10 protein-coding genes are annotated in these 12,367 nt (G+C 65.1%); 6 read left to right on the top strand and 4 right to left on the bottom strand.

Annotated elements, in window-relative coordinates; genetic code table 11:
* Positions 1 to 2: 2 nt before the first annotated feature.
* Positions 3 to 1,877 (bottom strand): Na+/H+ antiporter, encoded by a 1,875-nt coding sequence (locus ACZY1F_RS02670; protein WP_463940115.1) that lies wholly within the window; start codon positions 1,875 to 1,877, stop codon positions 3 to 5.
* 116 nt (positions 1,878 to 1,993) lie between these two features.
* Entirely contained in the window at positions 1,994 to 3,229 is a 1,236-nt protein-coding gene (locus ACZY1F_RS02665) for an NYN domain-containing protein (RefSeq protein WP_463940114.1), read from the bottom strand.
* Between the two features lie 222 nt (positions 3,230 to 3,451).
* Between ACZY1F_RS02665 and ACZY1F_RS02660 the strand changes: the two genes are divergently transcribed.
* From ACZY1F_RS02660 to ACZY1F_RS02640, 5 genes are read left to right on the top strand one after another with little or no spacing between them, the layout of a single operon-like run.
* Positions 3,452 to 4,909, top strand: coding sequence for a GntP family permease (locus ACZY1F_RS02660; RefSeq protein WP_463940113.1), 1,458 nt, complete (start codon positions 3,452 to 3,454; stop codon positions 4,907 to 4,909).
* 57 nt (positions 4,910 to 4,966) lie between these two features.
* Positions 4,967 to 6,217 carry a CaiB/BaiF CoA transferase family protein gene (locus tag ACZY1F_RS02655; protein WP_463940112.1) on the top strand — a complete coding sequence of 417 codons (1,251 nt, stop codon included), beginning with the start codon at positions 4,967 to 4,969 and terminating at the stop codon, positions 6,215 to 6,217.
* Complete coding sequence (locus ACZY1F_RS02650) at positions 6,214 to 7,203, top strand: hydroxymethylglutaryl-CoA lyase-like TIM-barrel protein (RefSeq protein ID WP_463940111.1); 990 nt, start codon at positions 6,214 to 6,216, stop codon at positions 7,201 to 7,203. Before ACZY1F_RS02655 ends, ACZY1F_RS02650 begins: the two co-directional genes overlap by 4 nt.
* A 2-nt stretch (positions 7,204 to 7,205) precedes the next feature.
* Complete coding sequence (locus ACZY1F_RS02645) at positions 7,206 to 8,195, top strand: 2-hydroxyacid dehydrogenase (protein ID WP_463940110.1); 990 nt, start codon at positions 7,206 to 7,208, stop codon at positions 8,193 to 8,195.
* Complete coding sequence (locus tag ACZY1F_RS02640) at positions 8,192 to 9,163, top strand: glycerate kinase (protein WP_463940109.1); 972 nt, start codon at positions 8,192 to 8,194, stop codon at positions 9,161 to 9,163. The genes ACZY1F_RS02645 and ACZY1F_RS02640 overlap by 4 nt, the downstream gene beginning before the upstream one ends.
* A gap of 21 nt (positions 9,164 to 9,184) precedes the next feature.
* Here ACZY1F_RS02640 and ACZY1F_RS02635 read toward each other — a convergent pair whose 3' ends face one another.
* Positions 9,185 to 9,976 carry an IclR family transcriptional regulator gene (locus ACZY1F_RS02635; protein WP_463940108.1) on the bottom strand — a complete coding sequence of 264 codons (792 nt, stop codon included), beginning with the start codon at positions 9,974 to 9,976 and terminating at the stop codon, positions 9,185 to 9,187.
* A gap of 717 nt (positions 9,977 to 10,693) precedes the next feature.
* On the opposite strand from ACZY1F_RS02635, the gene ACZY1F_RS02630 reads away from it, so the two are divergent.
* The gene (locus ACZY1F_RS02630) at positions 10,694 to 11,038 is read left to right on the top strand and encodes a DUF3846 domain-containing protein (RefSeq protein ID WP_463940107.1); all 345 of its coding nucleotides are present in this window, start codon (positions 10,694 to 10,696) and stop codon (positions 11,036 to 11,038) included.
* Positions 11,039 to 11,164: 126 nt separating this feature from the next.
* On the opposite strand, the gene ACZY1F_RS02625 is transcribed toward ACZY1F_RS02630, so the two are convergent.
* The gene (locus ACZY1F_RS02625) at positions 11,165 to 12,268 is read right to left on the bottom strand and encodes a type I restriction endonuclease (RefSeq protein WP_463940106.1); all 1,104 of its coding nucleotides are present in this window, start codon (positions 12,266 to 12,268) and stop codon (positions 11,165 to 11,167) included.
* Positions 12,269 to 12,367: the final 99 nt, after the last annotated feature.

Below are 12,367 nucleotides of genomic sequence, written 5' to 3'. Positions count from 1 at the left end.
GGTCACCCCAGCAGGTCGTCCTGGTAGCACCAGCGCCAGTCTTCTCCCGGTTCGATGCTCCGCATAACCGCGTGCCCGGTCCGTTCGAAGTGCCTGGAAGCGTGGGTCCCGGACGAGGAATCACAGCATCCCACTTTGCCGCAAGCCAGGCACATCCGCAGATGCACCGTCGTTGTGCCGTCCTGGAGGCAATCCGCGCAGTGGGCGTCGCGGGGCACAGCCAGGGACCGGGCCGATTCGAGGTGGCCGCACACCCCGCCCGGCCTCGCGATCCCTTCCCCGCCGCCCTCGCCGGAAGTGTCCACCTCGTCCAGAGCCACGTCCAGCATGGATTCCTCAACGTCCAGCCGTTCAAGGACATCGCTGAGGACCTCCTGGGCATACTCGCCGCCGCGCCGCAGCTCCAGCACCTTGGCCCGTTCCGCTTCCAGCATGGCAAGCCGGAGCCGGGCATAACGCTCGCTGGGGGTGGCTGTTTCCGCCGACGGCCGGCCCAGCCGTTCCCAGGCAGCCAACCCACGCTCCTGCGTGCGCCGCTTCAACATGGCCACGACTTCCGGCGGATCGTTTTCTGTGCGCAGTTCGTCCAGGCGGGCCACGCCGGCGGCCGTGGCCTGTTGCATCAGCGAAGCCTGGTTCAGCGCGTCCTCGCGCTGATCCGGTCCTTGGACCCGCAGGAGCCGGACCAGTGCCGGAAGAGTGAAGCCCTGCAGCGTCAGCGTGCCGCCCACCACCACCAGGGCAGCCAGTATCAGCACCGACCGGTGTTCCAGATCGGCGGGCAGCACCAGCACCGCGGCCAGGGTGACCACCCCTCGCATCCCAGCCCAGGAGACAACCGCCGGGAACTGCCACTGCGGCGCCGGATCGTTCCGCCGCACGGCCGGAATCAACCGGGGCAGGTAGGTCGCCGGGAAAACCCACACCGGCCGGAGCAACAGCACCGCCAGCAGGATCACCGCGCAGCCGGCCCAGATCCGGCCCGCGCCAAGGGAATCGTCCTGGACCCCCTCGATGATGGTCCGCACCTGCAGCCCGATCAGCAGGAACACTGCGTTTTCCAGAAGGAACTGCACCGTGTTCCAGTTGCTGCGCTGGCTCAGTCGGGCCGCACCGTTGGGCATGGAGGGCGCCTTGGTGCCCATCACCAGCCCGGTAACGACGACGGCGAGGACGCCGGACGCATGAATCGCTTCCGCGGGAAGGTACGCGACGAACGGGGCCATCAGCGAGGTCGAGGTGTTGATCGCGACGTTCCGGATCCGCTTGCGGAGCGCGGTCAGCACGTAGGCGGCGGCCATGCCCACCACCAGCCCACCGCCGGCCGCGACAAGAAAGTCGCCGGCGATTTCCGCTGCGGACACGGACCCCGAAATGGCGGCGATGGCGGCGCGGAGGCAGATCAGCGCGGTGGCGTCGTTGACCAGGGATTCACCCTCAAGGATGGTGACAATCCTGCGCGGCATCCCCACCTTCCGTGCGATGGCGGTGGCGGCCACTGCATCCGGCGGCGCCAGGACTGCACCGAGGGCGATAGCGGCGGCCAGCGGGATCTCGGGGAACAGCCACCAGACTACGAAGCCCACCGTGATGGTTCCGAAGATGACATAGCCCACGGAGAGCAGCCCGATGGCGCGCCGGTTGGAACCGAAGTCGAAGAGCGAAGTCCGCAGCGCCGCGGCGTAAAGAAGTGGCGGTAGCAGGCCCACGAGGACCAGTTCGGGGTTCAGCTCAATATGCGGAACGAAGGGGAGGAAGGAACCGAGGACTCCGGCCAGCACCAGGAGCAGCGGAACCGAAATATCGAGCTTCCGGCCCAAGGCGCTCCCGGCGCACACCACCGAAACAAGAACCAGAAGTCCCAGCGCGATCTCCATTGGGCCATTCTGTCAGGCTGTAAGCGGCGGTGCCGGGGTCAACGAGGCAACTTCGGTGCCCGAACCTGAAAACGACGACGGCGGGAGGTCCCGCCGTCGTCCGCTTCTCCCGTTGTTCAGTTGTCCAGCAGTCCACCGCTGGCCCAGCGGCGGACGGCGAGCTTCTCGGCGGCGTCGAACTCCAGGAGTGCCACCCGGCAGAGTTCCTCCACATTCGCGGTCCAGGCTGCGGCCAGGCCTTCCGCCGTCGCCTCATCGGTGAGCGGGAAGTTGACGTAGGCCAGGCCTTGAAGGACAAAGCTCACGGCGTTGCGGGAGACCGGCTGGTCCGCGGTGACGCAGTCGTCCCGTACCTGCCGGGACAGTTCGGTGCGGTTGAGCGGATGCTCGCGAAGCCTGGCTGCCATGGCCTGGAACATCTGCCGGAACTGGGCCGCAGAAAGGGCCGGCACGTCCGTCACCCTGATGACCTGTTCCTCGATGCGGGGCTGGAGGTCAGCGGGCGCCGGAAGATCCTCGCTCGAGAAGCGCTTCGCGTCCCAGACCCAGCCACCTTCCGCCGGGGAGTATTCGACGCCCTGGCCGATCTGGGACACCCAGGTCCCAAACTTTCCCCAGCCGCCCCAGTCTGTCTTCAGGGACGGCTCTGCCGTGAGTGCCCGGTGGGCCACCATCGCGCCGTTTACAGGTCCCGGCGCGGCGCGGACGAACTCAAGGACCTCACGGATTGCGGGCGACGCGGACTTGGCCTTCGCTTTCCCCGCCGGCGGGACAGTCTGCTGTTTCCCGGACGCCACCGCATGGACCGGCTCCACCGTAGAGCCGTTGAGAATGGCGACGAAGTCGTGGGATTCCACTACGTGATCCGCCATCTCGCGGTAGGCGAAGGCCACGGCGCCGGCCGCGATGACCGTGGTCATCCGGTCAGCGGCCCGGAACCGCTGGATCAGGGACGTGAAATCAGCATCGGCCGAGGCGATGAAGAATTCTTCGATGCCAACGTTGCCGGACAGTGCGTCCATGGCGTCAAGCACCAGGTTGATGTCCGTGCTGCTCTTGCCCCGCTGCGTCAGCGATGGGCAGTCGATCACGCGGAAACCGGCGCGGGTCCAGTACGTCCGGTATTTCGAGTACACCACCGGATTCAGGTAGCAGTTGCGGATCAGGAACCGGCGGGCGTCCTCGCCGGTACCGCCGGCTGACAGCGCGTCGGCCCAGTGCTTCGGGTCTTCGGCAAAGCGCTTCGCCGCCAGTGGATCCAGTGCCTGCAGGCCGGTGAAGACGTTGTCGAAGTCAACAAACATCGCAGCTCGGATGCCTGGCCTGCGGGACGGTGGGAGGGCCTCATTCATTGGCTCAGTTTGGCAGTATCGGCGCCAACTGGCGACCGTTCCGGCTGCGCCACGCCACGCCCGTCGACCAGCTGGACCGTGGTCATCCGCAAACTAAATTCACACAATGTCTTGCATCGTGAGCCGTATCCCATAATATGGGTTTAGAGATGTGGCCTTCCTCACGGTGCACATCTGTTCCCAAGCCTTCAACGCGGAAGGCCCAACGATCGGATTCCCCCAATGTCAGACATAGCTGTCCTGATCAATACGGCCGTGGCGGTCCTGGCCGCCGTGATCCTCATCGTCCGTTTCAGAGTCAACCCCGTCATCGCCCTGGTCATCGGTTCCGTGTACCTGGGGCTCGCCGCCGGGTTAGGCGTCGAAAAAACCGTCAAGACCATCACCTCCGGGTTCGGTGAAATCATGGTGGACGTGGGCCTGCTGATCGCCTTCGGCGTGCTGATGGGTTCCATCCTCAACCAGAGCGGCGCCATCCGCCGCCTCGTGGAGCACCTGCTGGATACGTTCGGCCCCAAGCGCCTGCCGTACACCATGGCCTGGCCATCGGCACGGTCCTGCAGTCCATCTTCCTGGACGTGCTGCTGGTCATCTCCGCTCCGCTGGCCCAAGCTGGCGCCGAAGATCGGCAAGCTGGGCACGGCCCGGATGGCAACCGCCATGGCCATCGCCCTCGAATGCGGCATCGTCTTCACCGTTCCCGGCGTCGCGTCCCTCGCCCTGGCCGGCCTCCTGAACGTGCCGCTCGGCAAGATGCTGCTGTTCGGGCTCCTGCTGGTGGTCCCCACCATCATCATCTCCATCGCCATCATGACGTTCCTCTTCCGCCGCGGCTTCTGGAACGAAGCCAAGGATGAGGACCACACCTTCGTTGAGGAGGAGGACCGCGAGGGGGAGGAAGAGTACGACGGCGGCACTCACCCGGCAGCCGGCCAGCCTCAGGGCAGCGGGTCGGGTTCCGGCGGCTCGGGTTCCGGCGCAGCGGGCGCCCAGCCGGGCCGGGGAACCGTCACGGTGGCCGAACGCGAACGGAAGGAAGCGCCGCTGATCCTCCTTTTTGCCCCGCTTCTGACCTCGCTGCTCCTTATCGGTGCCGGCGCGATCCTGCAGATCCTGAACATCGACATGCCCTGGCTCCAGCTTCTCGGCGAGCCCGTCATCGCCCTGCTCATCGGCCTGATCGGCACCTGCCTGGTCACCCGCTCCGCCATCGGCCAGGACCGCGTGGAACAGGCCATCACCGTGGGCTTCAAGGAAAGCGGACAGATCCTCATCCTCACCGGCGTCGGCGGCTCCCTCGCCGCAACCGTCGCCGCAGCGGGCCTCGGCGACATCCTGGGTGGCTTCTTCTCGGCCAGCACCGTGGCCCCGCTGCTTGTGGTCTGGGCCATTGCCGCCGTGCTGCACATCGCCGTCGGCTCCGTCACGCTGTCCGCCATCACCGCGGCCGGACTGCTGGCGCCGATTGCTCCGGCCATCGGGCTGGACCCCGTGCTCCTGGCCCTTTCCGCCGGCGCCGGATCCCTCTTCATGGTCCACGTCACCAGCAACACGTTCTGGCTCCTGCAGTCCCTGCTGGGGCAGAGTGTGAGGGGCGCCCTGAAATCCGTCACTGTCGGAGTCTCGGTGGCCTCCGTCGTCGCTATGCTCCTGATCCTGCCTATGAGCCTGCTGTTCTGACCGGACCCTGCCCACCCGCCAGTCCGTCCAGGCACACGCCAACGAAAGAAGAATGACATGACACAGACACCCATCGCGCCCCTGGCGGGAGTACGCGTCCTGGAGCTCGGGAACTACATCGCCGCTCCCACCGCCGGCAGGCTGCTCGCCGATTTCGGTGCCGAAGTGATCAAGGTTGAACGGCCCGGAACCGGAGATGAGCTGCGCAACTGGCGCCTGCACAAGGGCGATACCTCCATGCTGTACCGGACCATCAACCGCAACAAGAAGTCGGTGGTGCTGGACCTCAGGACCGAGGCCGGCAAAAAGGCCGTGCTGGCACTCGTGGCAAAATCGGACATCCTGCTGGAAAACTTCCGGCCCGGCACGCTCGAACGGTGGGGCCTCGGCCCCGACGTGCTCAACGACGCCAACCCGGACCTCATCATCACCCGCATCTCCGCCTTCGGGCAGACGGGTCCGCTGTCCGAGCGCCCCGGCTTCGCCGCCGTCGCCGAAGCCTATGGCGGGTTCCGGAACCTGGTGGGGGACCCGGACCGCCCGCCGGTCCGCGTGGGCGTCTCGATCGGAGATTCGATCGCCGGCCTCTACGCCGCCTTCGGCTCCATGATGAGCCTGTACCAACGGGAAGCACGACGCCGGGACTCCGCCGGCGCTGTGCCGCTCACCGAGCGGATCATCGACGTCGCGCTGAACGAGGCGATGTTCTCCATGATGGAATCGCTCATTCCGGACTACCAGGCCTACGGCGTGGACCGGCAGCGTGTGGGCGGCCGGATGGAAGGGATCGCACCCTCCAATGCGTACATGTGCAAGGACGGCGCCAGCATCGTGGTGGCCGGCAACGGAGACTCCATCTACCAGCGGTATATGGACACCATCGGCCGCCCCGACCTGGCAGCGGATCCGTCCTTGCAGACCAACGCCGGACGCTGGGAGCGGCGCGAAGAACTGGACCAGGCCATCGCGACGTGGACCGGGGAACTGGACGCCGCAGACGCCCTCGCAGCCCTCGATGACGCCGGCGTTCCGGCAGGTCCCACCTATACCGCGGCGGACATCAGTACCGACAGCCAGTACGCGGCCCGGAACATGATCCAGAAGTTCGATGTTTCCACCGGGGACGAGATCCTGCCCGGTGTGGGCTTCCCCGGCATTGTCCCTGTCATCGGGGACCAGTCCCTGCCCATCCGGAACCTCGGCCCCGACCTGGGCGAAAACACCAACGAAATCCTCAGCGGGCTCCTCAATATGGACCCGGCAGAGATCAGTGCGGCCGCCGGCCGCGAGGAGGCACTCCAGCCATGAACCAACACCAAAACAGCCTCGCTGCAACGCTCGGCAACACCATCCTCAGGGACGTGACCCTCCGGGACGGGCTCCAGCTCACCGGGAAGCTGCTCTCCACCGAGCGGAAAGTCGAAACGGTCCGGGAACTGATCCGTCTGGGCGTGCCCGCCATCGAGCTCGGTTCCATGGCCCGCGCGGACCTCGTCCCCACCATGGCCAACACGCTGGAAGTGGTCCAGGCACTCACCCCGGAGGAACTGGAAAAGTGCTGGATCTGGGTGGCCACGCCGGGCCACGTGGCCAAGGCCTCCGCCGCCGGAGCGCGGAACTTCCAGTACTGCCTGTCGGCATCGGATTCGCACAACAAGGCAAACATCGGCCGGACCACCGACGAAAGCCTGGCCGCCCTGCCCGAGGCGGTGGAGTACGCCCGGGCCGTCAACGGCCAGATCCAGCTCTGCATCGCGACGTCCTTTACCTGCCCGTTCGAAGGCTACGTTCCGGAGGAGCGCATTCTGGCCATCGCCAACGATCCCCGTGCCGAGGGCACCTCGGATATCGTCATCTGCGACACGCTGGGGCAGGCCTTCCCCGCCCAGGTTGCCGGGCTGATCGCGCGGGTCCGGGACGAGTCCCCGGCCCGGCGGATCGTCTACCACGGCCACGACACGTGGGGACTGGGAGTGGCCAACACTCTCGCCGCCATCCAGGCCGGCGCTGCCATGGTGGACGGCGCACTCGGTGGCCTGGGCGGCTGCCCCTTCGCCCCGGGCGCCAGCGGCAACACCTCCAGCGAGGACATCCTGTTCGCCACGCGCCCGGAGTGGCTGACGACGGAAACGTTCGCGGACCTTGTGGTCCTGTCTGAGAAGCTGCTCGCCGAACTGGGCGAACCCAACCGCTCCAAAGCCGCCCAGGGTGCCCGGTCCAAAGCGGAAGCCTTCGACTGGGTCCTGCCCTCCGACAGCGCAGCACCCGTACCCGGCACCACGGGAGGCAACTGACTATGGGGAGCCATTTCCTGGTCACCACGGCCATCCCGGATCCCGGTCTTCAACTCCTGTCCAACGCCGGCCGCGTCAACGTCCTGCCCGAACCTCCGGATTACCGGACCTTGGCGGCGCTGTGCGCTTCGGGGGACTATGACGTTGTTTTAACCCAGCTGCGCGACGTCATTGATGCGCCCCTGCTGGCTAGTGCGCGCCTGAAGGGTGTCTCGAACTACGCGGTCGGCTACAACAACATCGACGTCGATGCCGCCACCCGGCACGGCATCCTGGTGGGCAATACGCCAGGTGTCCTGACGGACGCGACGGCTGATATTGCCATGCTGCTCATCCTCGGCGCGGCCCGCCGCGTGGTGGAGGCTGACCGGCTGGTCCGCGACGGCAAATTCCTCGGTTGGGAACCTGAGCTCCTGCTGGGCCGGGACGTCTCCGGCGCCGTGCTGGGCCTGGCCGGGTTTGGCCGGATCGCCCGCGCCACCGCCCGCCGTGCCCTGGGCTTTGGCATGGACGTGGTCTTCTCGCCGCGGCCGCCGGGAGACCGTCCCGTCAGCGACGAGGAACTCGGTGAGTTCGCCGGCAAGGTGCGGCAAGTGCCCTGGACTGAGCTCGTGGAACGCAGTGACATCCTGTCCCTGCATGTTCCGCTGAACGATCAGACCCGGCACCTCGTGGACGCCGGAGTGCTGGCGCGGATGAAGCCGGATGCCATCCTGATCAACACCGCACGGGGGCCGGTGGTGGATGAGGCGGCCCTGGTGGAAGCCCTCCGCACCGGCGTGATTGCCGGTGCCGGCCTGGACGTGTTCGAGGACGAACCGCGCCTGGCACCCGGGCTCGCCGAGCTCCCCAACACAGTGCTGCTGCCGCACGTCGGCAGCGCCACCGTCCGCGTCCGCAGCGAAATGGCACGGCTCAGCGCGCTCAACGCCATCGCCATCGCCGAGGACCGGTTGCCGCTCCATGCCGTCAACACCATCGCCAGGGCATGACGATCCTCGTTGCCCCGGACAGCTTCAAGGGGACGTACACCGCGGCCGAGGTCGCGGCGGCCATCGCCGCCGGCGTGCATGACGGCGGACGCCGGGCTACCCAACTGCCCGTAGCCGACGGCGGGGAAGGCACCTTCGACGCACTGTGCCGCAGCCTTCGGACGTCGCCGGTGAGTGTCGACGTCGTCAATTCCTGGGGTGAGCCGCTGCAGGCGACCATCGGGCTGGCGGCCGACGGGACCGCCGTCGTCGAGGTGGCCCAGGCGAGCGGTCTCACCGCAGCGCGGCTCAGCCCCGAGGACGCCTTGTCAGCCAGTACGTACGGAACCGGCATGCTCATTGCGGCCGCTGTCGCTGCTGGGGCCGCCCACATCCTGGTGGCGGCAGGCGGTTCCGCGACGACCGACGGCGGGGCCGGGGCAGTGCGGGCGATCACCGAAAGTGGAGGCCTTGGGAGTGCCCGGATCACTGTCCTGTCCGACGTCACCACCGGCTTCCTGGACGCGCCACGCGTCTTCGGGCCGCAGAAGGGTGCCGATCCTGAGGCGATCAAAGTGCTGGAAGCCCGGTTGGCTGAGCTGGCCGATTCCTATCCTCGCAACCCGGCCGGCGTGCCGCGGACCGGCGCGGCGGGAGGCCTGTCCGGCGGGTTGTGGGCGCACTTTGGGGCCGACCTGGTGTCCGGTGCGGACGCAGTCCTCGACGCGGCGGGCTTCGACGCGCTGCTCACGTCTGCTGACGCCGTCGTGGTGGGCGAGGGGCGCCTGGATTCACAAACCGGAGAGGGCAAGATCATCTCCGCGATACTGGAACGGGTGCGCAATTCCGGCCGGCCAGTACCCGTGGTGGCCGTGGTGGGTTCCGTGGCAGAAGACCTGGGGAGCTACGCGCAGAACTTCGCGCAGATCCTCATCGCCACCGACGCTGCCGCGATGCGGGCTGCCGGACAGGCGATTGCTGCGCTGTAGCTCTGAGTCTCCTGCAGGGGCCTAGGACTCGCCAGGAAACCGGCCACCGATCATTCTGGTCATGTTCTCCGCCGTGTTGAGCAGGGGTTCCACCCATTCTTGGCAGGTCTCCAGCGGCATCCGGAGGGTGGGCCCGCTGATGGTCACAGCCCCCACCAATCCGGCGGCCGAGTCGAAGACCGGGGCGGAAAGACCGGACGCTCCGTCTTCACGTTCGCCCACGGTGATCGCGAACCCGTCCCTGTGGGTCTGTTTGACCGCTACCATCAGGTCCTCGGTAGTGGTGATAGTGGATTCGGTGATTGGTGTCAGGGGATCGTGCAGCACGGCGTCCATGAGCTCCGGATCCCACGCCAGCAGGACCCGCCCGGCCGAACCCGCATGCAGCGGGGCAATCTTGCCCAGGTGCATCTCGCGGCGCAGCGCATGCCGGGTTTCCGCCATGGCCACGCACACGCGGTTATGCTGCTCCGATTTGAAGAAACACGTGGTCTCACCCGTGGCGTCCCGCAAGGTCTTGAGCAATGGGCTCAGGATGTCCACGACTTCCATTCCGCGGGTTGCCGGGGCTGCCCAGAAGGCCATGCGCATGCCGATGCGGTAGGCATCTTCCTCGCGGTCAAGGAAGCCCTGCGAGGTCAGGTTCGTGACCAGCCGCTGCACCGTGGACGTCGGCATTCCTGTGTGCTCGCGGATATCGCTCAGCGACAAAACCGGCCTGGAGAGGGAGAACGCATCGAGGATCGAGGTGATCTTTCCCAGGACAAGCAAGGGGTTGCTGCTGGACTTCGCAGAGGCATCGGACGCTGACATGGAACTCACGCTAGACGGTGGCCGCATCCGAATCCACTCGCCCCTCCGCAGGGGGCAGTTGACGGGTGCCGTGTAGCCGGCGTTTACAAATCCCTGCCGGCCGACGGTTGCGCACTTTTCCGGCGTGAAATTTCTCCAGCGGTGACTAATGTTCTGAACTGCAGCAGGAAACGGTGTGGTCCCCGCACGAGGCCTCTGCGCGTTTATAAAGCGAAACCCTGGACGGCAAACTTAAAAAGTCGATGCCCGGCCAAGTGAGGAAATCTACATTTCCCCCGGAGTTTTATTCCGGGAGTCCGAAAAGCGGTGACCACAGCCATCTTCCGCAGCAGGGGGCGTCTGCTGGGGCACCCTGGGCGGGTGTGCGTGCCACACGGGGTCCACTTTCATCACTTTATGGTGCTTTTTCTGGAAACTGGCAATAAAAATATAAGTGTGTATGGTATCGGGTAGACACAAAGAAAAGAAAGGTGTGATTCCAATTTCAGGAAAATCGCCCAAGAGCGTCAGTGCCAAAAAAGCAGGAAAGTCAATTCTCGAAAAGAGAGCCGACAAAAAAGCCAAAAACGAAACCAGTGAAACTCTGTTCGCAAAGCCGCGCAAAAACCAGCGCTAAATAAACTGCGGGCAGCCGAATGCGAGACTCCTAGCCCCTGTTCGGCTGCCCGCCACCACTGCGACCCCACGCCATTCGTTTCAGTTGCAAGGACAACACCCATGAACACCACCTACAACGCCCTGATCGTCCCGGCGCACCTCACTCAACCGGTGCGCATCGAAACCGTGGACACGGTCATGGCAGCCCTACAGAAACTGGTTGCAGGAAACGTCGAATCCATCACCAGCAGAGACTGGCATGTCTACTTGAACGACGAGGGAAACCGCCTACCCCAGAACGCGCGGGCTGAAGTGCTCATCCGCGAAGCAGGCGTCTATCTCGACGACACGCTCCACGGGACCGCCGTGTTCCTCGGGAACGGACGCCGCGGGTATGAATCCGATGCGCCCGGGCACCTCATCCGGCTAGCCGAGCAGCTTTTCGACGTGCCGCTGGCCGCCTGACCAGTCTGGCAGCCTGACAAGGTGGGCAACGCACCACGTAGGGAACGGCACCAAAAGCAAGCGGACGACGGCGGGAGGTCCCGCCGTCGTCCGCTTGTCCTGTTTATCGCAGCCTCGCGTTGCCGCTCAATTGACTGAGGGCGCGCTCAGATAACTCTTCACACTGGCGCGTAGGGCTTCGGTGTGCTCGTAGATCTCTTCGAGTGAGGAAATAGGGACGCGGGTTTCTTCCTTGTTGTCGTCGAAGATCCCGATGTATTTCTGTGTCCGGTTGAAGTGCAGGCGCGCGATCGGTTTGCGGTTGTTATCGTCCAGCAGCACGGCGAAGTAGGACTTGGCATCGCGCTGGACCACGCGGGCCGGCTTGACCTCGCTGCAGACGATGGCGCGGACGATTTGGTAACCCTCGATTTCCTCGAGGGTCGTCTCCAGGGCTTCAGCGTCCGCCAGGTCGGCTTCGGCGACCGGTGCGCTCGTGACACTTGCGGCCGCGTCCTCAGTCTGCGGGAAGCCAGGGGCTCCGAGGGCTTTCTTCAGACGCTCGTTCACTTGGTCGTTGAGGAACTGCTTGGAAGCTTTGGTCACCAGCGCCGTGAACTGCTCACGCACCTTCTGCGTGTACGCGCCGGGATAGACGCGGCCCGTGAGGAACTTGATCCATTCGTCCTCTGGTTCCTTGAACTGCGCCGCCAGGGTCCGTTTCAACTCGCCGATGTACTTCAGTTCACCGGCGGCATTGATGATCGAATCGAGGTCGAAGACGTCCTTGGATAACTTCTGCAGCTCCGGGATCAAGGACTCATCGATGTCTGTGAGGTCCAGGACCAGGAACGGCTTCGCGTCCATCCGGTTCGGAGCATCGAGGTCCGTGAAGAATTGGTACACCTCGCCATTGGTGAGGATCGCGATCCGCGCGTTCGTCACGGCGAAGTAGCGGAAGAGCTGTGACGCGTGCTCGATTTTCACCGGCTCCGTGGACTTCTTGCACTCGATGAGGATCTGGACATCGCCGTCTTTGACGATCGCATAATCGATCTTCTCGCCCTTTTTCAGGCCGACATCGGCGATAAACTCCGGCACGACTTCCATTGGGTTGAAGACGTCGTAGCCAAGAATCGTTGAAATAAAGGGCATCACAAACGCATTCTTTGTTGCCTCTTCGGTCTGGATTACTCCGCGCTGCTGGCGCACCTTTGCTGCCAACGCCGAGAGCTTTTCTGCAAACTCCATTTTTCCCCCTTGAAAAACTGATGGTGCTGCTCACCGTAGCGCAGGAATGTCAGAACACAATGAATTTGCGTCAACCGCTTGCCAACCAAGGTGTTCCTC

The sequence above is a fragment of the Pseudarthrobacter xylosi genome (assembly GCF_055412765.1).
The sequence above is the reverse complement of the archived record's forward strand: the minus strand, read 5'-3'. Positions and strand labels throughout refer to the sequence as shown.